At 72.8% G+C, this 20,809-nt stretch carries 24 protein-coding genes; 10 read left to right on the forward strand and 14 right to left on the reverse strand.

The genetic code is table 11. The annotated features are described in order from the left end of the window. The first annotated feature begins 373 nt into the window (after positions 1 to 373). On the forward strand, positions 374 to 1,276 hold the full coding sequence (locus ACIGXE_RS18805; protein ID WP_399748702.1) for an alpha/beta fold hydrolase: 903 nt from the start codon (positions 374 to 376) through the stop codon (positions 1,274 to 1,276). On the opposite strand, the gene ACIGXE_RS18810 is transcribed toward ACIGXE_RS18805, so the two are convergent. Next, positions 1,236 to 2,153, reverse strand: coding sequence for an NYN domain-containing protein (locus tag ACIGXE_RS18810; protein WP_399748704.1), 918 nt, complete (start codon positions 2,151 to 2,153; stop codon positions 1,236 to 1,238). The two genes, ACIGXE_RS18805 and ACIGXE_RS18810, sit on opposite strands and share 41 nt — an antisense overlap. Positions 2,154 to 2,261: 108 nt before the next feature. On the opposite strand from ACIGXE_RS18810, the gene ACIGXE_RS18815 reads away from it, so the two are divergent. Further along, positions 2,262 to 2,414: a hypothetical protein gene (locus ACIGXE_RS18815; protein ID WP_399748706.1), complete on the forward strand. Its 153-nt coding sequence runs from the start codon at positions 2,262 to 2,264 to the stop codon at positions 2,412 to 2,414. A gap of 86 nt (positions 2,415 to 2,500) precedes the next feature. Here ACIGXE_RS18815 and ACIGXE_RS18820 read toward each other — a convergent pair whose 3' ends face one another. The 4 genes from ACIGXE_RS18820 to ACIGXE_RS18835 form a co-directional block, all read right to left on the reverse strand. Then, positions 2,501 to 3,106 (reverse strand): MarC family protein, encoded by a 606-nt coding sequence (locus tag ACIGXE_RS18820; protein ID WP_399748708.1) that lies wholly within the window; start codon positions 3,104 to 3,106, stop codon positions 2,501 to 2,503. A gap of 169 nt (positions 3,107 to 3,275) precedes the next feature. Next, positions 3,276 to 4,136 carry a PHP domain-containing protein gene (locus tag ACIGXE_RS18825; RefSeq protein WP_399748710.1) on the reverse strand — a complete coding sequence of 287 codons (861 nt, stop codon included), beginning with the start codon at positions 4,134 to 4,136 and terminating at the stop codon, positions 3,276 to 3,278. Between the two features lie 286 nt (positions 4,137 to 4,422). Further along, a complete protein-coding gene (locus ACIGXE_RS18830) occupies positions 4,423 to 5,061 on the reverse strand; it encodes a DUF6758 family protein (protein WP_399748712.1) in 639 nt (212 codons plus the stop codon). Positions 5,062 to 5,185: 124 nt separating this feature from the next. Continuing rightward, the gene (locus ACIGXE_RS18835; protein ID WP_399748714.1) at positions 5,186 to 5,776 is read right to left on the reverse strand and encodes a suppressor of fused domain protein; all 591 of its coding nucleotides are present in this window, start codon (positions 5,774 to 5,776) and stop codon (positions 5,186 to 5,188) included. Between the two features lie 419 nt (positions 5,777 to 6,195). On the opposite strand from ACIGXE_RS18835, the gene ACIGXE_RS18840 reads away from it, so the two are divergent. Further along, positions 6,196 to 7,329, forward strand: coding sequence for a magnesium and cobalt transport protein CorA (locus tag ACIGXE_RS18840; RefSeq protein WP_399748716.1), 1,134 nt, complete (start codon positions 6,196 to 6,198; stop codon positions 7,327 to 7,329). Positions 7,330 to 7,378: 49 nt separating this feature from the next. Then, entirely contained in the window at positions 7,379 to 7,891 is a 513-nt protein-coding gene (locus ACIGXE_RS18845) for a hypothetical protein (protein WP_399748718.1), read from the forward strand. Between the two features lie 55 nt (positions 7,892 to 7,946). Here ACIGXE_RS18845 and ACIGXE_RS18850 read toward each other — a convergent pair whose 3' ends face one another. After that, positions 7,947 to 8,762 carry a hypothetical protein gene (locus ACIGXE_RS18850; RefSeq protein ID WP_399748719.1) on the reverse strand — a complete coding sequence of 272 codons (816 nt, stop codon included), beginning with the start codon at positions 8,760 to 8,762 and terminating at the stop codon, positions 7,947 to 7,949. Between the two features lie 220 nt (positions 8,763 to 8,982). Here ACIGXE_RS18850 and ACIGXE_RS18855 point away from each other — a divergent pair, with 220 nt between their 5' ends. From ACIGXE_RS18855 to ACIGXE_RS18865, 3 genes are read left to right on the forward strand one after another with little or no spacing between them, the layout of a single operon-like run. Then, a complete protein-coding gene (locus ACIGXE_RS18855; RefSeq protein WP_399748721.1) occupies positions 8,983 to 10,251 on the forward strand; it encodes a magnesium transporter MgtE N-terminal domain-containing protein in 1,269 nt (422 codons plus the stop codon). Beyond that, positions 10,244 to 10,828: a DUF1003 domain-containing protein gene (locus ACIGXE_RS18860; protein WP_399748723.1), complete on the forward strand. Its 585-nt coding sequence runs from the start codon at positions 10,244 to 10,246 to the stop codon at positions 10,826 to 10,828. The genes ACIGXE_RS18855 and ACIGXE_RS18860 overlap by 8 nt, the downstream gene beginning before the upstream one ends. A 43-nt stretch (positions 10,829 to 10,871) precedes the next feature. Further along, positions 10,872 to 12,005 (forward strand): Mrp/NBP35 family ATP-binding protein, encoded by a 1,134-nt coding sequence (locus tag ACIGXE_RS18865; protein WP_399748725.1) that lies wholly within the window; start codon positions 10,872 to 10,874, stop codon positions 12,003 to 12,005. A 55-nt stretch (positions 12,006 to 12,060) separates the two neighbouring features. Here the strand turns inward: ACIGXE_RS18865 and ACIGXE_RS18870 are convergent, their stop codons facing one another. The 5 genes from ACIGXE_RS18870 to sigE all read right to left on the reverse strand — a co-directional run bounded on the left by ACIGXE_RS18870 (position 12,061) and on the right by sigE (position 16,663). Then, entirely contained in the window at positions 12,061 to 12,663 is a 603-nt protein-coding gene (locus ACIGXE_RS18870; protein WP_399748727.1) for a hypothetical protein, read from the reverse strand. A 75-nt stretch (positions 12,664 to 12,738) separates the two neighbouring features. After that, positions 12,739 to 13,173, reverse strand: a complete 435-nt coding sequence (locus ACIGXE_RS18875) for a sec-independent translocase (protein WP_399748729.1) — start codon at positions 13,171 to 13,173, stop codon at positions 12,739 to 12,741. 94 nt (positions 13,174 to 13,267) lie between these two features. Then, complete coding sequence (locus ACIGXE_RS18880) at positions 13,268 to 15,106, reverse strand: trypsin-like peptidase domain-containing protein (protein WP_399748731.1); 1,839 nt, start codon at positions 15,104 to 15,106, stop codon at positions 13,268 to 13,270. An 85-nt stretch (positions 15,107 to 15,191) separates the two neighbouring features. Continuing rightward, positions 15,192 to 15,908, reverse strand: coding sequence for an anti-sigma factor family protein (locus ACIGXE_RS18885; protein WP_399748733.1), 717 nt, complete (start codon positions 15,906 to 15,908; stop codon positions 15,192 to 15,194). Further along, on the reverse strand, positions 15,905 to 16,663 hold the full coding sequence (gene sigE / locus ACIGXE_RS18890; protein ID WP_399748734.1) for an RNA polymerase sigma factor SigE: 759 nt from the start codon (positions 16,661 to 16,663) through the stop codon (positions 15,905 to 15,907). Before sigE ends, ACIGXE_RS18885 begins: the two co-directional genes overlap by 4 nt. A 208-nt stretch (positions 16,664 to 16,871) precedes the next feature. Here sigE and ACIGXE_RS18895 point away from each other — a divergent pair, with 208 nt between their 5' ends. Further along, positions 16,872 to 17,486 carry an O-methyltransferase gene (locus ACIGXE_RS18895; RefSeq protein ID WP_393010177.1) on the forward strand — a complete coding sequence of 205 codons (615 nt, stop codon included), beginning with the start codon at positions 16,872 to 16,874 and terminating at the stop codon, positions 17,484 to 17,486. Positions 17,487 to 17,561: 75 nt separating this feature from the next. On the opposite strand, the gene ACIGXE_RS18900 is transcribed toward ACIGXE_RS18895, so the two are convergent. After that, positions 17,562 to 17,729 (reverse strand): DUF3117 domain-containing protein, encoded by a 168-nt coding sequence (locus ACIGXE_RS18900; RefSeq protein ID WP_376632111.1) that lies wholly within the window; start codon positions 17,727 to 17,729, stop codon positions 17,562 to 17,564. A gap of 301 nt (positions 17,730 to 18,030) precedes the next feature. Here ACIGXE_RS18900 and ACIGXE_RS18905 point away from each other — a divergent pair, with 301 nt between their 5' ends. Next, positions 18,031 to 18,834: an enoyl-CoA hydratase/isomerase family protein gene (locus ACIGXE_RS18905; protein WP_399748737.1), complete on the forward strand. Its 804-nt coding sequence runs from the start codon at positions 18,031 to 18,033 to the stop codon at positions 18,832 to 18,834. A gap of 28 nt (positions 18,835 to 18,862) precedes the next feature. On the opposite strand, the gene ACIGXE_RS18910 is transcribed toward ACIGXE_RS18905, so the two are convergent. Together ACIGXE_RS18910 and ACIGXE_RS18915 are read right to left on the reverse strand one after the other, a co-directional pair. Continuing rightward, the gene (locus ACIGXE_RS18910; RefSeq protein WP_399748739.1) at positions 18,863 to 19,453 is read right to left on the reverse strand and encodes a DNA-3-methyladenine glycosylase I; all 591 of its coding nucleotides are present in this window, start codon (positions 19,451 to 19,453) and stop codon (positions 18,863 to 18,865) included. Next, a complete protein-coding gene (locus tag ACIGXE_RS18915; RefSeq protein WP_399748741.1) occupies positions 19,450 to 19,770 on the reverse strand; it encodes a DivIVA domain-containing protein in 321 nt (106 codons plus the stop codon). The genes ACIGXE_RS18910 and ACIGXE_RS18915 overlap by 4 nt, the downstream gene beginning before the upstream one ends. A gap of 113 nt (positions 19,771 to 19,883) precedes the next feature. Here ACIGXE_RS18915 and folP point away from each other — a divergent pair, with 113 nt between their 5' ends. Beyond that, on the forward strand, positions 19,884 to 20,744 hold the full coding sequence (folP, locus tag ACIGXE_RS18920; RefSeq protein WP_399748743.1) for a dihydropteroate synthase: 861 nt from the start codon (positions 19,884 to 19,886) through the stop codon (positions 20,742 to 20,744). Positions 20,745 to 20,809 lie beyond the last annotated feature (65 nt).

Raw genomic sequence — 20,809 nt, forward strand, 5'->3', positions numbered from 1 at the left:
ACTCCCCCCTCCGCCGGGCCCGACCCGCCCCCGCCCAGGGGAGAGCGCGCACCCGACCGCGTCCGTCATCGCCGCCGCCGGCCGCCCGTCGCCCGTCGCCCGCCGCCCGATCGAGCCCGCTGAGCCGAACGTCACGCACTCGGCCCCACTCCCCCCTCCGCCGGGCCCGACCCGCCCCCGCCCAGGGGAGAGCGCGCACCCGACCGCGTCCGTCATCGCCGCCGCCGGCCGCCCGTCGCCCGCCGCCCGATCGAGCCCGCTGAGCCGAACGTCACGCACCGCTCCCCCGCCGACTGACGGCGCCAAGACTCCGCGCCCCGGGGCGGAACGCGCCGCGTGTGGCCCCGGTCGGTGTGCCGGATACAGTCGCTGTATGAGCAAGCCCCGGTCCCTGGAGCTGCCGCCGCGCACCCGTGCCTACCGGCTGATCACCGCGCGCGGCGACTTCGCTGTCCTCGACACCGCACCCGCCGGCACCCCTCGGGGGACCGCGCTGCTGCTGCCCGGCTACACGGGCAGCAAGGAGGACTTCCTCGCGCTGCTCGGCCCGCTCGCCGAGGCGGGTTATCGCGCGGTCGCCGTCGACGGGCGCGGCCAGCACGAGACGCCGGGGCCCCGCGGCCGGGCGGCCTACCGCCGGAAGGCGCTCGCGCTGGACGCGGTGGCGCAGGCGGCGGCGCTGGGGGACGGGCCCGTGCATCTGCTCGGGCACTCCTTCGGCGGTCTGGTGGCCCGCGCGGCGGCGCAGCTCGCGCCGGACGCCTTCCTCTCGCTGACCCTGCTGTCCTCGGGCCCGACCAGGGTCGCGCGGTCCCAGCGGGTCCGCGTGCGGGCGCTGCGCGGCGCGCTGGCGCTGCTCCCGAAGGAGCGGGTGTGGCGGACGACCCGCTGGCTGGACAGCCGGGGCGAGGAGCCGGGGGCGACCGACCCGGAGGAGATCGTCGCCTTTCTGCGGCGGCGCTGGATGCGGACCCGGATCGCGCAGCTCGCGGGCGCCGGGCGGCTGCTGCTCGGGGACCCGGACGGCACGGCGGAGCTGCGGGCGCTGCCGCTCCCGCTGCACATCGCGTACGGCGACGAGGAGACGGTGTGGCCGGTTCCGGATCTGGCCGCGGCGGCCGTGCGTACCGGTGCGCACCACACGGTGGTGCTGGGCGCCGGCCACTCCCCCAACGTGTCGCATCCGGAGGAGCTGGCGGCTCGGCTCGCCGCTTTCTGGAGTCGGGCCGCCGAGGTCAGTACTGCGCCCGCAGATGCTGCCAGAAGCCGTCCCTGAGGGACCGGCGCAGCGCTGCGTGGCCGCGCAAGGACCGGCTGAGCAGGCGTTCCGCCTCGACGAGGAGGTCCTGGTCGATGGGCCCCGGGAGGTACGGGTGGCCGGGGAGCAGTTCGGCGAGCTGGTCGCGGCCGCGTTCGGCGAGCCAGGCCGCGGCGATCTGCGCGCCGATGAAGCGGACCTCGTCGCGTGAGGGCGGCGGCTCGCCCTCGTTCTCGTACAGCGTGACGGGCTTGCGGGTCACGTAGGGGCGGCAGAAGTCGAGGTCGAAGACGCGCTGGCTGTCGACCTCCCAGAGCAGTGGTTCGGCCTGGTTGCCGCCCTCGGCCGCCTCGATGCCCCACAGGTGGACGCGGGCGCCGTAGCCCTGCGCGGCCTCGACGGCGGAGACGAGGTCCTCGTCGCCGCCGACGAGGGCGGCGTCGCTGATGGCGCGGTGCCGCGCGAGGGACTCCAGGTCGGAGCGGATGAGGGAGTCGACGCCCTTCTGCTGGTTGTTGGAGTTGAGGTTGCCGAGCCGGACCTTGACGTCGGGGAGCGCCGCCACCGCCTGCTGTTCGGGGGTGTGGATGCGGCGCCGTGCGCCGTCGTACCAGTAGACGCGCAGCAGCCGGCTGTCGGCGAAGATCGTGCGCGCGGTGTCGATGAAGGCCTCGATGAGGCCCTCGGCGTCGAGGTCGAAGTTGCGCCGGTCCTCGGTGCCCGCGACCAGCAACCCGGCGGAAGCATAGACGTAACCCGCATCGACGAAGATGGCGTGGGTAGAAGGGGTCTTGGCCACCTCGGCCAGCATCCGCTGGAGGAGCTCGTTGGTGCGCTCCAGGCGGGCCTCGACGCGGTTCAGCTCGTCCCTCCCTACCGGCTGGTAGTTAGTCATCCGAAAAATTTCCTTAGCGTAGGGAATGTTTGCAGGATGCATGCCGTTGGACCTGTACGTAACGCAGTTCTCCACCTGGAGGATCAACTCAGACGAAGGGAGAAGCCCATGCGCTTCGAAATCCTGCGACTCGACGACATCGACGGTACGCCCGTCGACCGGACCGTCGTGGACGCCGCCTCCGTCAACGGGATCGTGCAGCAGGCCGCCTCGATCGGTCAGCGCATCTGGATCCGCCCCGCAGAGACCACGGCCTCGTAACGGGCACACCCTTTCACGCACCGCGCCCCCGTACGGACTCCGCTCCAACGGAATCCGTACGGGGGCGCAGTGGCGTCCGGGGGGTGTCAGGACGCCTGGATCACCTGGGTGACGCCGTTGATGATCTGCTGCACGGCGATGGCGGAGAGCATCATGCCCGCCAGCCGCGTCACCAGGACGACGCCGCCGTCCTTGATGACCCGGATGATCAGCAGCGAGTAGCGCATGGTCAGCCAGAGCACGACGTGCATGGCGACGATGGCGGTCCACACCGAGACCTGCGAGGCGACGCTGTCGGCGTGCTGCACGGCGAGGATCACCGACACGATGGCGCCGGGGCCGGCGAGCAGCGGCATGCCCAGGGGGACGAGGGCGACGTTGACGTCCTTGGTCTGCTTCGGCTCGTCGGTCTTGCCGGTGAGCAGGTCGAGCGCGATGAGCAGCAGGAGCAGACCGCCCGCGATCATCAGCGCGGGGACGGAGACGTGCAGGTAGTCGAGGATCTGCTGGCCCAGGATGCCGAAGACGGTGATGACGCCGAGGGCGACCGCGGCGGCCTGCCAGGCCATGCGGCGCTGGACCTTCGTGGCGCGGCCGGAGGTGAGGGCGAGGAAGATCGGGGTGATCCCGGGGGGATCCATGATCACAAAGAGAGTCAGGAACAGCGAGCCGAAGACGGCGACGTCGAACACGGTGAAGGGCCTTGCGGGAAAGGGGTGTACAAGAACATCCGGAACAGGGAGTTCCGGAGGAAGGGCAGGGTGGGACCCCGCGGAAGGGGAGCACGGGTGCACCACGGCAGGGCGCACGGCCGTCACGCCGCGCGGCGCCCGACAGGGCGGAACGTGGTGGTGTCTGCGGTCAGCCGCGTCCGCCGGCGCCCGGCACCGGGAAGGCGCCCGTGGCACGGCGGGTGATCTCGCCGTAGATCTCGGGGTCCGTCATGAACTCCCCGGGGGCGCAGGTCTTGCGGCTGCCGTGGTAGTCGCTGGAGCCCGTGGTCAGCAGCCCCAGCTCCTTGGCGAGCCCGCGCAGCCGCGCGCGGGTCGGCTCGTCGTGGTCCATGTGGTCCACCTCGATGCCGTCGAGACCGGCCTCGGCGAGCCGGGCGATCGCGGACTCGGGCACGCACTCGCCGCGCTTGACGGCCAGCGGGTGCGCGAAGACGGTGACCCCGCCCGCGGCCCTGACCAGGCGGATCGCCTCGATCGGGTCCAGCTCGTGCTTCGCGACGTAGGCCCGGCCGCCGTCGGCGAGCCAGTCGGGCGTGAAGGCGCCGGAGACGTCCGGCACGACACCCAGCTCCACGAGGGCCTCGGCGACGTGCGGGCGGCCCACGGAGCCGTCGCCGGCGATCCGGGCGACCTGCTCCCAGGTGACGGGGACGCCGAGCTCCTGGAGCTTGCCGACCATGGCGCGCGCCCGCGGCACCCGGTCGTCCCGGACCAGCTCGCGCTCGGCGAGGAGCGCGGGCTCCTGGGGGTCGAAGAGGTACGCCAGCATGTGCAGGCTCACGCCGTCCAGGCGGCAGGACAGCTCGGCCCCGGTGACGAGGGTGAGCCCCTCGGGCAGGGCGGCCGTGGCCTCCGCGTACCCGCGGGTGGTGTCGTGGTCGGTCAGCGCGACCACGTCGAGCCCGGCGGCGGCCGCGTTGCGGACCAGCTCGGCGGGGGTGTCCGTACCGTCCGAGGCCGTGGAGTGGGTGTGCAGATCGATGCGCACGACGCGGGACTCCAGGGTTCGGGGCGGACGGTGGGGACGCTCCAGCATAACGGGCGAAGAGCACACATCCGTACGGATCCAGAGAACCACTCGCCCCTTACGCGGTCGGCCGCGGCATGCCCCCCGGCCGACCGCCGTACGGGCACGCCGTAGGTCCCACACCCTGGACGTCGCCGGTCCCGTATGCCGGACACGTGGGGTCATGCGGACATCACGGATCCCCGGTGGACACCCGTCCCGCACGGGACGGCCCGTGGCACGGACGGCCGCCGTCAGGCCGACACGGCTACGTCAGGAGTCTCGGCGTCAGCGCCCCGCACGGCAGCAGCTCGACCTCCGCGCCCGCGTCCCGCAGGTCGGTGAGGACCAGCTCGTCGTACATCAGGAGGCCCGACTGCTCGGGCCACACGATCGCCCACAGCCAGAGCCCGCGCGCCTCGCCCGCGAAGACCGCGCGGTCCTGCGGCGCCCCCGTGACGTGCCAGAGCGGGGTCGGCCGGCCGGCGGCGAGCACCTTGACCTGCGGCGGCTTGTCGATCGCCATGCCGGTGCCGGGATCGGGACCGTCGATGCCCGCGTACCGGGCGCCGAGCCCGACGCCGAGCTCCTCGGCGACGAGCAGCAGCTCCCCGATGCCGCCGAGCGGCCCGGGTCCCGAGCAGGCGACGACGGTCGCACGGCCGCCGTTGCGGTCGTCACCGGCGTACGCGACCCCGGTGAACAGCCAGCCGACCGGCAGGGGCCACGGCATCCACACCGGCACGTGGGCACGGTGCACCACGACACCGAGGGCCTCGACGCTGGGCGGGATCACGGGCTGCAGCGGGTGCACCGAGCCGTGCACGTCGCACTGCCAGGAGTCGGCAAAGAGTCCGGGCGCCCTGACCCGGCCACCGCACTTCGGGCAACTGGGTTCGCCCCTCATAGGGCTCAACGGTCCTACCCCACGGGCCCCGCGTCAAGGACGATCACCGATGATCACCCGTCCGGCCGGAGCCGTTCACCCGCCGCCGAGGGGCGCCGGCTCCCGGACCGGCCGGCCGGAGCCGTCAGTCCAGCGTCACCGACCTGCGGAGCGGGTCACGGAGGTCCGTCCCGTTCGCCAGCCAGCGCTCCTCCAGCGCCTGCGCCCCGTGCACCCGCTTCCACGCCGCCTCGTTGGAGGTCATCGGCAGCAGCGGCAGGAAACGCACCGGATCCATCGGCGCGTCCAGCTCCAGGTCCTCCACCAGGCCGCCGGACCCGGCGACCAGCACCGAGCTGAACGGCGCGCCGGGCCACAGGGCTTCGCCCACGTCGAGCGAGGCGCCCGGGGCCACGACGACACCCTCCACCTGCGGAGTGGCGGCGAGCACCGCGAGCGGGCGGAGCACCTTGTCGGTGTCGGCGAGCCCGGCCCGTACGGAGAGCACCAGTTCGGCCCGGGGGCCCTTCACCGGGTCGGCGAGCGCGGAGGTCGGATCGGCCATCGGCTGGGCGGACATGCCGAGGGTCGCGTACCGCACGAGGCCGGCCTCGGCGTCGGCGAAGCGGAGCACCTCGATGCGGTCGGTGCCGAGAAAGGTGATCGCGGCCCGTGCGTCCGGCTCGCCGAGGGCCGTGCGCAGCCGGGCCTCGACCAGAGCAAGAATTTCTCCCATGCGGCGAGCATAAAGCGCGTATGGAACGGGCAAAGGAAGGGATTGACCCTCTGTCGGCTGATAGTCTTGGCCACTGGTCGGGATTCCCGACTGCTCGTCACACGTCATCCCTCACCAGGGACCGGCCGGAGGAGGTGGGACTGCGATGGATCGAAGTCGATCGGGCAGTACCAGCAGGCTCTTCCGCCGCAGCGCACCCCAGCCCGGTGCGTCTCTCCTTCGGGTGTTCTGAGGACCGCGTCCGGTCCCCTCCTCCCCGGCATGTCGCACGACGGAAGAGCACCCCTCTTTGCCTGTCTGTAGCGAACGCCGTCACCGCGATCCTCCGGTGCCGCCCGCTTTGTGGACGACGCGACTCCCCGTCCCCATTCCGGGCTGTGCCACGCTCGCCGACGGCCTCTCCGTGAAGGAGCACGCCCATGTCGATGATCCGTGACCTGCGCGCCGCCGTACGTCCGTCCCTGCGGCACTCCCTGCGCAAGACCCCCACCGTCTCCTCGTACGCCAACTACGACGCCACCCGCGACCCCACGGCCGCGACCGCCGTCGTCGACTGCGCCGTCTACCGCGACGGGCGCCGGGTCGACGACCGGGCGTGCCTGACGCCGCGCGGCGCGATGCGCCAGGTGCGGGAGAGCGGCGGCTTCGCGTGGATCGGCCTGCACGAGCCGACCGAGGCCGAATTCGCCGGTATCGCCGCGGAGTTCGGGCTGCACCCGCTCGCCGTCGAGGACGCCGTGCACGCCCACCAGCGACCGAAGCTGGAGCGCTACGACGACACCCTCTTCACCGTCTTCAAGACGATCCACTACGTGGAGCACGCCGAACTCACCGCCACCAGCGAGGTGGTGGAGACCGGCGAGGTCATGGTCTTCACCGGTCCCGACTTCGTCATCACCGTCCGGCACGGCGGCCAGGGCTCGCTGCGCAACCTCCGGCACCGCCTCCAGGGCGAGCCGGAACTCCTCGCCAAGGGCCCCTCGGCCGTGCTGCACGCCATCGCCGACCACGTCGTCGACGGCTACATCGCGGTCGCCGACGCCGTCGAACTCGACATCGACCAGATCGAGATCGACGTCTTCTCGCCGCCCGCCAAGGGCTCCACGCGCGGCGCCGACACCGGCCGGATCTACCAGCTCAAGCGCGAGGTCCTGGAGTTCAAGCGGGCCGTCACGCCGCTGCTGCGCCCGATGCAGCTGCTCAGCGAGCGCCCGATGCGGCTCGTCGACCCGGACATCCAGAAGTACTTCCGGGACGTCGCCGACCACCTGGCCCGCGTGCAGGAGCAGGTCGTCGGCTTCGACGAGCTGCTCAACTCGATCCTCCAGGCCAACCTGGCGCAGGCCACCGTCGCCCAGAACGAGGACATGCGCAAGATCACCTCGTGGGCGGCCATCGTCGCCGTCCCGACGGCGGTCTGCGGCGTCTACGGCATGAACTTCGACCACATGCCGGAGCTGCACTGGAAGTACGGCTACCCGATGGTGCTCGGCGGCATCGCCGTCATCTGCTTCGCCATCCACCGCACCCTCAAGCGCAACGGCTGGCTCTAGGCCCGGTGCCCTGGGGCCCGGCCGCGCCCGCGGTGGCTAAGCTGCGGGCATGACAGACGCGCAGCTCGGGGCCGCCCTCGTCGAGGAGGCCACCAAGAAGTCCGGCCTCATCTGGGTCCGGGGCGAGGCCCCGGCCGCCCGGGCGCTCTGGCACGTCTGGCACGACGGCGCGGCCCATGTCGTCGGCGACGGACCCGGCGAGCAGCCGCTGCCGGGCCTGGTGGACGGCGGCACCGCCGAGGTCACCGTACGCAGCAAGGACAAGGGCGGCCGGATCGTCGCCTGGACGGCCGCGGTGCGCGAGCTGCCGGCCGGTACGGAGGAATGGGACGCGGCCGTCGCCGAACTGAAGGGCAAGCGGCTCAACGCCCCCGACGGCGAGGCGATGCCGGACCGCTGGGCGCGCGAGTGCCGCGTCGTACGGCTCGACCCGCGCGCCTCGACGACCGACCTCCCGGACGGCTCGCTGGCCGCCGCCCCGCTCCCGTCACCGGGCATCACGCGCCGCCCGATCCCGGCGGGGCTGCCGAAGCTGCTCCTGAAGAAGCGCCGCAAGCGTTAGGGAACGGCCTGGGCCCGTGCGGCACGTCAGGAGCCGGACGGACGCCGGGCCGGCCTCAGGCGCGCGGCAGCTGCTTGCCGTAGTCCAGGGTCTGGCCCTTCGCCGGCTCCGCGAGCGGGAAGTCCTTGTCCCACTCCGTCAGGAGGACCACGCCCGCGCCGCCGCCACGCGCGAAGCGCACCGGGAACGGGGTGCCCTCGAGGGAGACGTCGAGGGAGCCGCCCTCGCCGTCGTCGCCGCCCCGGACGTTGATCGTGCGGATCCCGCCGATCTTGTCGTAGTCGCCCTTGGCGACGTCGCCGTGCAGTCCGATGAGCCCGTCGAGCAGCAGGTCCATGTCGGTGAAGCCGCGGAGCTGCTTGTACGAGGGGTCGTCCTGCGGCACCTTCACGTACATGTCGTCGAGCTTGTCGGCCGCCTCGGAACCGGCGTCGGCGTCCGAGGAGTCCGAGCCGGAGCCGGAGGAGCCCGACGAGGAGGACGAGGCGGAGGAGGGCCCGTCCGCCGGGGAGTCCTCGTGCTCCCAGAACGCCGCGTCGGCCTTCAGGTAGAGCGCTTCGCCGACCCGCAGCAGCTCGAAGGTGCTGTTCCTGGTCGTCACCGAGCCGGAGGCGCCGTCCTGCTTGAGCCGCATGTTCAGCTTGTACGTGCCGCCCTTGCTGACCAGCGTGCCGGACAGGCGTACCGCCTTCGCCGCGTCCGCCGCCGTCTGGGCCTTCTGCTCGATGGCCGTCGCGTCGAGCTTGCCGACGCCGTTCGTCCCCTCGTCCGGGTCGGAGGCACAGGCGGTCAGCGCCGTCATGAGACCGGCGCACAGCGCCAGCGGCAGGGCGGCCCCGCGGATGCGCGAGGACGGACGGAGAACGGTCACCTGGGCGCCTCTCGATCGGTGGGGGACAGGCTCCGGTCGAAGCCGGGTGCCGGTGGGGTCGGCAGACCGCAGCGTACCCGGGCCGGGTGGCGGCCCCGCAGGCAGCCGGACGGGCGCTCTGCCGGAGCGGCACGGAGCGGCACGGGCTAGCCTGAACCCGGCAAGCGGGGCGACAACCCCGGTTCGACCCGAATCGTGCGGCATCGAGGAGGCGCGTGGCATGGCGGCAGGCGCCCCCCGGATCTTCGTCTCCCATCTCGCCGGGGTCCCCGTCTTCGACCCGGTCGGCGACCAGGTCGGACGGGTCAGCGATCTGGTGGCGATGCTGCGGGTCGGCCGCCGGCCGCCCCGGCTGCTCGGCATGGTGGTCGAGGTGCTGTCCCGGCGCCGCGTCTTCGTGCCCATGACCCGGATCACCGGCGTCGAGTCCGGCCAGGTCATCACCACCGGCGTGGTCAACATGCGCCGCTTCGAGCAGCGCCCCACCGAACGCCTGGTCCTCGGCGAGCTCCTCGACCGCCGGGTGACGCTGGTGGAGACCGGCGAGGAGGTCACCGTCCTCGACGTGGCCATCCAGCAGCTGCCGGCCCGCCGCGACTGGGAGATCGACAAGGTCTTCGTGCGGCGCGGCAAGGGCGGCGCGCTGCGCCGCAGGGGCGAGGCGCTGACGGTCGAGTGGTCGGCCGTCACCGGCTTCTCCCTGGAGGAGCACGGGCAGGGCGCCGAGAACCTGGTCGCGACCTTCGAGAAGCTGCGCCCCGCCGACCTCGCCAACGTGCTGCACCACCTCTCCCCCAAGCGCCGGGCGGAGGTCGCCGCCGCTCTCGACGACGACCGGCTCGCCGACGTCCTGGAGGAGCTGCCGGAGGACGACCAGATCGAGATCCTGGGCAAGCTGAAGGAGGAGCGGGCCGCCGACGTCCTGGAGGCGATGGACCCGGACGACGCCGCCGACCTGCTCTCGGAGCTGCCCGAGGAGGACAAGGAGCGCCTGCTCACCCTGATGCAGCCGGACGACGCGGCGGACGTGCGCCGGCTCCTGGCGTACGAGGAGCGGACCGCGGGCGGTCTGATGACCACCGAGCCGATCGTGCTGCGCCCGGACGCCACGGTCGCCGACGCGCTGGCCCGGGTGCGTCAGCAGGACCTCTCTCCCGCGCTCGCCGCCCAGGTGTACGTGTGCCGCCCGCCGGACGAGACGCCGACGGGCAAGTACCTGGGCACGGTGCACTTCCAGCGGCTGCTGCGGGACCCGCCGTTCACGCTGGTCAGCGCACTGGTGGACAGCGATCTGCCGCCGCTCGGGCCGGCCACCCCGTTGCCGGCCGTGACGAGCTACTTCGCCGCGTACAACCTGGTCGCCGCACCGGTGGTGGACGAGAGCGGTTCGCTGCTCGGCGCGGTGACGGTGGACGACGTGCTCGACCACCTGCTGCCGGACGACTGGCGCGAGACGGAGTTCCACGAGGAGGGGGTGCACCGTGGCTGAGCGCGCGCAGGAGCGGGACCGCGAGCGGGACCGGGAACGGGACCGCCCGCTGCCCCGCATCCGGCTCGACCAGCCGCGCGTGCGGCGCCCCCGGCTGCTCCCGGAGTACGACCCCGAGGCCTTCGGACGCCTCTCGGAGCGGATCGCGCGGTTCCTGGGGACGGGGCGGTTCCTCGTCTGGATGACGCTGATCATCATCGCCTGGGTGGTGTGGAACGTGTCCGCGCCGGAGAGCCTGCGCTTCGACAAGTACCCGTTCATCTTCCTGACGCTGATGCTGTCCCTGCAGGCCTCGTACGCGGCGCCGCTGATCCTGCTCGCGCAGAACCGGCAGGACGACCGCGACCGGGTCAATCTGGAGCAGGACCGCAAGCAGAACGAGCGCTCGATCGCCGACACCGAGTACCTGACCCGGGAGGTCGCGGCGCTGCGGATGGGCCTCGGCGAGGTGGCCACGCGGGACTGGATGCGCTCGGAGCTCCAGGACCTGGTGAAGGAGCTGGAGCACCGGGACGGGGAGCGCCGGGATCTATTCCCGGACGAGGGCACCCGCGGGAGTGACGTACCCGACCGTTGACAGGGCTTTCATGAGCCGGTGGTCGGCGCCGTACCATCTCTCTATGGCTACGGAAGACGCGGTGCGCGAAGCACTGGCGACGGTGAACGACCCCGAGATCAACAAACCGATCACCGAGCTCGGCATGGTCAAGTCGGTGGAGATCGGTTCCGACGGGCGGGTCGCGGTCACCGTCTACCTGACGGTCTCCGGCTGCCCCATGCGCGACACCATCACCCAGCGCGTGACCGACGCCGTCTCCCGGGTCGAGGGCGTCACGGGCGTCGACGTCTCGCTGGACGTGATGAGCGACGAGCAGCGCAAGGAGCTGGCGGCGGCGCTGCGCGGCACCACCGCCGAGCGTGAGGTGCCCTTCGCCAAGCCCGGCTCGCTGACCCGCGTCTACGCGGTCGCCTCCGGCAAGGGCGGCGTCGGCAAGTCCTCGGTGACGGTCAACCTGGCGGCGGCGATGGCCGCCGACGGCCTGAAGGTCGGCGTGGTGGACGCCGACATCTACGGCCACAGCGTGCCCCGCATGCTGGGCGTGGACGGGCGTCCGACCCAGGTCGAGAACATGATCATGCCGCCGTCGGCGAACGGTGTGAAGGTCATCTCCATCGGCATGTTCACCCCGGGCAACGCGCCGGTCGTCTGGCGCGGCCCGATGCTGCACCGCGCGCTCCAGCAGTTCCTCGCGGACGTGTACTGGGGCGACCTGGACGTCCTGCTGCTCGACCTGCCGCCCGGCACCGGCGACATCGCGATCTCCGTCGCGCAGCTCGTGCCGACCGCGGAGATCCTGGTCGTCACCACGCCGCAGCAGGCGGCGGCCGAGGTCGCCGAGCGGGCCGGCTCGATCGCCGTGCAGACCCACCAGAAGATCGTCGGCGTCGTCGAGAACATGTCGGGCATGCCGTGCCCGCACTGCGACGAGATGGTCGACGTGTTCGGCACGGGCGGCGGCCAGCGGGTCGCGGACGGCCTGACCAAGACCACCGGCGCCACCGTCCCGGTGCTCGGCTCCATCCCGATCGACGTCCGCCTCCGCGAGGGCGGCGACGAGGGCAGGCCGGTCGTCCTGGCCGACCCCGACTCCCCGGCCGGTGCGGCCCTCCGCACGATCGCCGGCAAGCTCGGCGGCCGCCAGCGCGGCCTCTCGGGCATGAGCCTGGGCATCACGCCGAAGAACAAGTTCTGAGACGCGGAAGGGGCACCCCGGGACCGGGGTGCCCCTTCCGCGTGCGTGCGTGCGGTCAGGCGTACAGCCCGAGGTCCTTCACCTGCGCGAACCCCAGCCCGTACGCGCTCATCCCCCGGCCGTACGCCCCGATGTGCACCCCCGGCGCCGACCCGGCCAGTACCCAGCCGAACTCGGACTCGCGGTAGTGGAAGGGCACCGGCACGCCGTCGACCGGCAGGGAGAGCGTGGACCAGGCGGGACCGTCGAGGTCGTCGGCGAGTTCGAAGGCCGTCTCGGTCTGCTGGTCCAGCCAGTTGTCCCGCAGGGCGTGGTCGAGCTGGGCGGGCCAGGTGTGGGCCAGCAGGCCCGAGCCGGCCAGCCAGGCCGCGGAGGAGACCGTCGTGGCGTCCAGGACGCCCGTGCCGTCGCCGGAGCGGCGTACGGGGTGGGCGGCGACCGTCACGACGACCGCGAAACGCTCCTTCTCCGCGCCACCCGCCTCGGACTTTATCGACGGCTCGTCACCGTGGCCCATCGAGCCGTGCTGTACGGTCCCGTCCGCCGCCGTGCCGATCTGCATCAGCCGGCGCGGCCCGGTGAACGCCTCGTCGAGCCCGTACCAGGCGAAGGGTGCGCGCAGAAACCCGTCGGCTTCCACCCGACTCGTCGTCTTCATCTCCGGCCGCCTCCTCGTTGCGTCAACAGAGGGAGGATAGCCACCAGGACGCAGTGGGGCGGTGACAGGCCGTCGTCAGGTGGCGTCCGAGTCGTACGGCGGGCGCTCGCCGGCGTCCGGCTTGTCCTGCTTCTTCAGCAGGTCGGGGGAGCCGTTGACCGCCGTGGGCGCGGGCGCGCCCTCGCGGCTGTGCACCGCGTCCGCGACCTCGTTCATCTCCTTCTTGAGGTCGAACGTGGAGCGGAGCTCCTTGAGCTCCTTGAGGTCCTCGTTGCCCTCGAGCTGCTTGCGCAGGAAGGTCTTGGGGTTGAGGTCCTCGAACTCGAAGTCCTTGAACTCCGGGCCGAGCTCGTTGCGGATGTCCTGCTTCGCGCTGTCGGAGAACTCGCGGACCTTGCGGATGAACCGGGAGACGTCCTGGATCACCTTCGGCAGCTTCTCGGGACCGAAGATGAGCACGGCGAGCACCACGAGCGTCACCAGCTCGAGCGCGCCTATGTCGCTGAACACCCTGTAGCTCCTTCATGCCGGTCCCGGGCGGCCCGCTCCACGGTACCCGCCGAAACTGTCCGGCGGGTACCACGTGATGTCCTCCACATGGCGGCTAGCCGCCCGTCGAGGAACCGAGGGTCAACGTCTTTGTCTGCTCTTTGCCGTCACGCGTCACGCTCAGCTTCAGCCGGTCGCCCGGGCGGTGGGCGCGGATCTTCACGATCAGCTCCTCGCCGCTGTGCACGCGCTGGCCGTCGACCTTGGTGATGACGTCGCCGGGGCGGATGCCGGCCTTGTCGGCCGGGCCGCCGGGCGTGACGGACGAGGTGCCGCCCTTGCCCTTGTCGCCGACCCGGGCGCCGTCGCCGCCGTACTGCATGTCCAGGCTCACGCCGATCACGGGGTGGGTGGCCTTGCCGGTGTTGATGAGCTCCTCGGCGACCCGCTTGCCCTGGTTGATCGGGATGGCGAAGCCGAGGCCGATGGAGCCGGACTGGCCGCCGCTCTCACCGCCGGAGCCGTTGCCGGCCGCGCGGATGGCGCTGTTGATGCCGATGACCTGGGCCTGCGAGTCGAGCAGCGGCCCGCCTGAGTTGCCCGGGTTTATCGGGGCGTCGGTCTGCAGGGCGTCGACGTAGCTGATGTCGCTGCCGTCGCCCTTCTCGCCGCCGGCGGTGATCGGGCGCTCCTTGGCGCTGATGATGCCGGAGGTCACGGTGTTGGAGAGGTCGAAGGGAGCGCCGATGGCGACGACGGGGTCGCCGACGCGGACGCTCTCCGAGTTGCCGAGCCGCAGCGGCTTGAGGCCGGAGACGCCGGACACCTGGATGACGGCGAGGTCGTAGCCGGTGTCGCGGCCGATGAGCTTGGCGCGGGCGGACTCGCCGTGGGAGAAGGTGACGGAGATCTCGCCGGAGGAGGCGGCCGCGTCCACGACGTGGTTGTTCGTCAGGATGTGGCCGCTGGTGTCGAGGACGAAGCCGGTGCCGGTGCCGGAGGAGCCGCTGCCGCTGACGTGGATGGTGACGACGCCGGGCAGGGCGCGGGCGGCGATCCCGGCGACGCTCTCGGGGGCGCGGCCGATGTCCTCGGGGTCCGACTGGGGCAGCTCGACGGTGGTGATGCCGCCGTGCCGTTCGACGTACGCGCCGACGCCGCCGCCGATGACGCCGGTGACGAGGGCGAAGGCCAGGGCGCCGACCAGCGCGAGGCCGCGCCGCGGCTTCCTGGGCGTCTTGCCCTCGGCCGGGGCCTGCGGCATGCCCCAGGGGTCGTACGCGGGCGTCAGCGGGGCCGGGTGGGGCGACGGTGCCGCCGGGGCCACCTGAGGGGGCAGCTGGGCCGGCGGCCCGGCGGGCACGGGGCGCTGCACGGGCGGCGCGGGCGCCCACGGCCCGGGCTCGCCGTAGGGCGGCGTCCGGTAGGGGTCGGGGGCGTGCAGCGGCTGCGGCGCGGCCGGGACGACCGGCTCGCCGGCCTCCGCCGCGAAGGCCCGCCCGTCCGGCTCGCCCGACTCCGCCGGCGGGACGGCCGGGACAGCCGGGACGGCCGGGACGGCCGACTCGATCGGGCCCATCGGCTCAACGGGGCCCACCGGCTCGACCGGGCCCGCCGGTTCGACGAAGGCCACCGGCTCGACCGGTGCCGTCGGCGGTGCTGCGGGCACGGGCGCCGAGACGGCGGCCGGCTCCGGGGCCGGCGCCGCGATCGCGTCGGGGGCCGGCGCCGCGGCCTCGGGAGGCGCGGCCGGGATCTCGGCGGATGCGGCCGGGATCGCGGCCGTCGCCGTCGGGATCGCGGGTTCGGGATTCGGCTCGGTCGTCACGGCGGCCGGTGCCGGGGCGGCCAGGGTGAAGTCCGAGTCCTCGGCCGGGTCGGCGGGTGCGGCGGGTGTCGTGGGTGGTGTGCTGTTCGACGGCCGGCTCCACCAGGTCGGCTTCCCGTTCTTCATGCTCTCCCCGCAACAGATGACCTGTCCGCGCCGCCCGTGTCGCCGGGCGGCGCGCCCCTGCCCCTGGATTCAACCAGGTCGTCGGTCAGTGGGGGGAGGGACTGGGGGCCGGGGTGACGGTCGGGACGGCCTGGTCGGGGCCCGGCGCGTACGAGAGGCGCAGGGCCGGGCTCATCGGCCGGGTGAACGGGGACAGTTCGAGCCGGGCCGGGACGACCGTCGGAGGCGCGGCCTCCTGGGTGGCCTCGCGGCGCGAGCCGGACGCGAAGGTCGCCGGGGCGCGCAGCGGGGTGACGTTGTTCCCGGTGCCCTGACCGCCGCGGCCCGCGTCCATCTGGAGGGTGCCGCTCAGTGCGATCGCCGCGAACGAGACCGCGCTGGCCGCCGCGAAGGCGAAGCGCCGGCCCCGCCCCGAGGAGCGGTCGCCGACCTCGTGGATGCGGAATCCGCCGCCCGGGGTGACGGGTGCCGCCGTGGCGAAGCCGTCGGAGGACACGCCTCCCCGGCGGAAGAGGTCGTCGAAGGGACCCCCCTGGTCGTCAGGTCCCCCCGGCAGCCCCTGAAGGCGCGCCAACAGCCCCGCCGAGGGCGGCGGGGGCGCGCTGGCCGCGAAGACGCTCTTCAGACTGCGCTGCGCGTCCGCCTCGGCCTTGCATTTGGGGCAGGTCGCGAGGTGCGCGAGGACCCGCTCGCGGGCGTCGTGACCGAGCTCGCCGTCGACGAGCGCGGCGAGCCGGTCCCCGAGGTGCTGTTCCGCGAGGGCCTGCTCCGCGGGGGTCGGTGACGGACTGGTGCCACTCACGCCGTTCCGCCCTCCCAGCCGACGGCGGCGAGGGCCCGCTCCGCGCGCGCCTCGGGCGAGCGGTGCTTGAGCGCCTTGCGCAGGTGGGACCGGCCGCGGTGGATGCGGCTGCGGACGGTGCCGAGCTTCACGCCGAGGGTCGCGGCGATCTCCTCGTAGGAGAGGCCCTCGATGTCGCAGAGGACGACCGCGGCGCGGAACTCGGGCGCGAGGGTGTCCAGGGCCTGCTGCACGTCGGCGTCGAAGTGCGTGTCGTTGAACGCCTGCTGCGGGGACGGCTCGCGGCTGGGCAGCCGCTCGGCGGCGTCGTCGGCGAGCGCGTCGAAGCGGATGCGCTGCTTGCGGCGCACCATGTCCAGGAAGAGGTTCGTGGTGATGCGGTGCAGCCAGCCCTCGAACGTGCCCGGCGTGTAGGACGACAGGGACCGGAAGACCCGGACGAAGACCTCCTGGGTGAGGTCCTCGGCGTCGTGCTGGTTGCCGGTGAGGCGGTAGGCCAGCCGGTACACCCGGCCGCTGTGCGTGCTGACGATCTCCTCCCAGCTGGGGGGAGTCCACGCCTGCGATTCCGCGTCCGATGCGAAGGTCGCGGTGGTGGGTGCGGAGTCGGCGATGCGGGAACGGTCAGCGGTGTCGGTCACGGATTTCGGCTCACCTGCCGAACGGAGAAGGCGACGGAGCACTCCTCTCCGGTCTCCAGGCGCAGCCGCACCTCCCCTGTCGGCTCTGGTGGTGTCCAGTGGAGCCCCTACCATAGCCACCTCGCCCGTTAGCTCCGGATAAGAATCTTTACGCGAATTTGGGGCCGGCTCGGGCCGGCCATCCGCCTCGCTTCCTGCCCCTATGAACGCGCGGTCCCATCTGCGGGTTCCCGCGCGCAGCGGATACAGTCGACGCCTGCGTCAACTACGGCGTCGAAGACGGGGACAGGAGAGGGCCATTACCGCCAACCGGCAGACGAGCTTGGCGTTCGCCGAAGCCTTTGTCGCCGAGGACGAAGCGCTGCGCTGGGCCCGTGACCGGGCCCGTGAGGCGGGGCTGCCCTCGGTGTCTCCGGGCACCGGCGCCGCCCTGCGCCTGCTGGCCGCGACGGCGGACGCCAAGGCGGTGGCCGAGATCGGCACGGGCACGGGCGTGTCCGGGATCTATCTGCTGCTCGGGATGCGCCCCGACGGGGTGCTGACCACCGTGGACATGGAGCCGGAGCGGCAGGCGCACGCGAAGGCGGCGTTCCGCGCGGCGGGTTTCGCGGGCAACCGGGCGCGGTTCATCCCCGGCCGGGCGCTGGAGGTGCTCCCCCGGCTCGCGGACGGCGGCTACGACCTGGTCTTCTGCGACGGCGACCGGCTGGAGCTCCTGGACTACCTCGCTGAATCGTTGCGCCTGCTGCGACCGGGCGGTCTCGTCTGCTTCGAGGGCGTCTTCGCGGACGGCCGTACGGTCGACTCGGCGGCCCAGCCGGCCGAGGTGCAGCGGATACGCGAGCTGCTGCGGACCGTACGGGAGAGCCGGGAACTGCTGCCCACCCTGCTCCCGGTGGGCGACGGACTGCTGTGCGCGGTGCGCAGGGGCGCATAGGGCCCGGACACACCGCTGCCCCGGCGCGGTGGGAACCGTACCGGGGCAGAAGCGGGAAATACGCGAGAGATCAGGTCAGCCGACGACTTCCCGCAGGGCTTCGCCGAGTGCCTTCGCCTCGTCCGGGGTCAGCTCGACGACGAGCCGGCCGCCGCCTTCGAGCGGAACGCGCATGACGATGCCCCGCCCCTCCTTGGTCACCTCGAGCGGGCCGTCACCCGTCCGCGGCTTCATGGCCGCCATGCTCGTTCCCCTTCCTGAAACCAGCTCATCGTCAGCATCGAACACGATTGCTTCCAGGTCATTATCCCGCATCACAGGACCCGATGACCAACATCAGGTGGCATCGCTTCCGCAACGCGCTTTCACAAAGCCGCACATTTCGCCGATCCACCTGCGATACTTCGCCGCCGCGGGTCGGCGCCCGGGCCGGGATTCTTTGACGCAGCTCACATGTGCGGACCGGGTGATCTCCGCCATGCTGGGGGTCCTCCCGGACGAGGTCCGGGCAGGGTCGACGCTGCGAAGACGCGAAGGGACTCCCATGGCCGACACGGTGCTGTACGAGGTGAGCGACGGGCTCGCCACCATCACGATCAACCGCCCCGAGGCCATGAACGCGATGAACGTGGCGGCCAAGGTCGCCCTGCGCGACGCCGCCGAGGCCGCCGCCGCGGACCCCGCGGTCCGCGCCGTGCTGCTCACCGCGGCGGGCGACCGCGCGTTCTGCGTGGGCCAGGACCTGAAGGAGCACGTGGGTCTGCTGCTCCAGGACCAGGAGTCCGGCACGAACCACACCATGAACACGGTGCGTGACCACTACAACCCGATCGTGCGGGCCCTCACCGGGATGGCGAAGCCGGTCATCGCGGCGGTGAACGGCGTCGCGGCCGGCGCGGGCTTCGGCTTCGCGCTCGCGGCGGACTACCGGGTGGTCGCGGACACCGCCTCCTTCAACACCTCCTTCGCCGGCGTGGCCCTCACCGCCGACTCGGGCATGTCCTGGACCCTGCCGCGCCTCGTCGGCCACAGCCGGGCCGCCGACCTGCTGCTCTTCCCCCGCTCGATCAGCGCCCAGGAGGCGTACGAGCTGGGCATCGTGAACCGGCTGGTGGCGGCGGACGCGCTCGCCGAGGAGGCCGCGAAGGTCGCCCGCAAGCTGGCCGAGGGCCCGACCGTCGCCTACGCGGCCCTGAAGGAGTCCCTCGCGTACGGCGCCGACCACTCGCTCGCCGAGGCCCTGGAGAAGGAGGACGAGCTCCAGACGAAGGCGGGCGCCTCGGAGGACCACACGATCGCCGTGCAGGCCTTCATCGCCAAGGAGAAGCCGAAGTACCTCGGCCGCTGAGCGGACCGGGACGGGTACGGGCGCCGGCTCAGCGGCCGGCGCCGCGCGCCACGCAGTCGGCGACGTGGTCGTCGACCAGGCCGCACGCCTGCATCAGGGCGTACGCCGTGGTCGGGCCGATGAAGCGCAGGCCGCGCTTCTTGAGGGCCTTGGACAGGGCCGTCGACTCGTCCGTCACCGCCGGCACCTCGCCGACCGAGGCCGGGGCCGGGCGGGTCGCCGGGTCCGGCGCGTACGACCAGATCAGCGTGTCGAGCTCGCCCGGGGCCCAGCCGGCCAGCACCCGCGCGTTCGCGAGGGTGGCGTCGATCTTGGCACGGTTGCGGATGATGCCCTCGTCGGCGAGCAGCCGCTCCCGGTCGGCGTCGGTGAACAGGGCCACCTCGGCGATCCGGAAGCCCGAGAACGCCTTCCGGAAGCCCTCCCGGCGGCGCAGGATCGTGATCCACGACAGGCCGGACTGGAAGGCCTCCAGGCAGAGGCGCTCGAACAGGGCGTCGTCGCCGTGGACCGGGCGGCCCCACTCCTCGTCGTGGTACGCCACGTAGTCCTCGGTGGACAGGCCCCAGGGGCAGCGCAGCCGGCCGTCCGGCCCCGCGATCGCCCCGCCGCCGCTCACGCGCCCTCCTCCTCGTCCCGGGGCCGGCCGCCCGCCAGGGCGGCCTCCAGGTCCGCGATCCGGGCGTCCCGCTCGGCGAGCTCGGCGCCCAGCCGGTCCAGGACGTCGTCCACGTCCGCCATCCGGTAGCCCCGGGCCGCGACGGGGAGGCGCAGCGCCTCGATGTCGCCGGGGCCGACCGGGCGGGTCACGGGGAGCGGATCGACCAGCTGCTCGGGCGCCGCCTCGGGCAGCACCTGGCTGTCGCCGCCGCCGACCACCGCCAAGGTGACCGCCGCGACGACCACGACCATCGTGATCAGCAGAAACCAGAACACCTGCGCGCCTCTCCCCGTCACTGGAAAACGTCCCGTGCCGATCGTGCCACGTGCCACCGACAGTTAGGGTCACACACAACGGAGGCGGCCGGTCGCGAGGGAGGACATAAGGGATGCTGCGCTTGGGACGGCGGGAATTCGGGCCCCACGAACCGGTGATCATGGCGATCGTGAACCGGACCCCGGACTCCTTCTACGACCAGGGGGCCACCTTCCGCGACGAGCCGGCGCTGGCCCGGGTCGAGCAGGCCGTGTCCGAGGGCGCCGCGATCATCGACATCGGCGGGGTCAAGGCGGGCCCCGGCGAGGAGGTGACCGCCGAGGAGGAGGCGCGGCGCACGGTCGGCTTCGTCGCCGAGGTGCGGCGGCGCCATCCGGACGTGGTGATCAGCGTGGACACCTGGCGGGCGGACGTCGGCGAGGCGGTGTGCGAGGCCGGCGCGGACCTGCTGAACGACGCGTGGGGCGGGGTCGACCCGCGGCTCGCGGAGGTCGCGGCGAAGTACGGAGCGGGGCTCGTGTGCACCCACGCGGGCGGCGTGGATCCGCGGACCCGGCCGCACCGGATCGCGTACGAGGACGTGATGGCCGACATCCTGCGCGTGACGGTCGGTCTCGCGGAGCGGGCGGTGGCCCTGGGCGTGCGGCGGGACGGGATCATGATCGACCCGGGACACGACTTCGGGAAGAACACGCGGCACAGCCTGGAGGCCACGCGGCGGCTGGGCGAGATGACGGAGACCGGGTGGCCGGTGCTCGTCTCGCTGTCCAACAAGGACTTCGTGGGCGAGACGCTGGACCGGCCGGTCAAGGAGCGGGTGCTGGGGACGTTGGCCACCACGGCCGTCTCCGCCTGGCTGGGGGCGCAGGTGTACCGGGTGCACGAGGTGGCCGAGACGAAACAGGTGCTGGACATGGTGGCGTCCATCGCCGGGCACAGGGCGCCCGCCGTGGCCCGGCGGGGGCTGGCGTAGTCGGGCGGGCGCGGCCCGGTGGGTGGGTTGTGCCCACCCGTTCCGCCCCCGAGCGGAACGACGGT

Origin of the sequence: Streptomyces sp. NPDC053431 (assembly GCF_044544925.1) — a bacterium.
GTDB lineage: Bacteria > Actinomycetota > Actinomycetes > Streptomycetales > Streptomycetaceae > Streptomyces.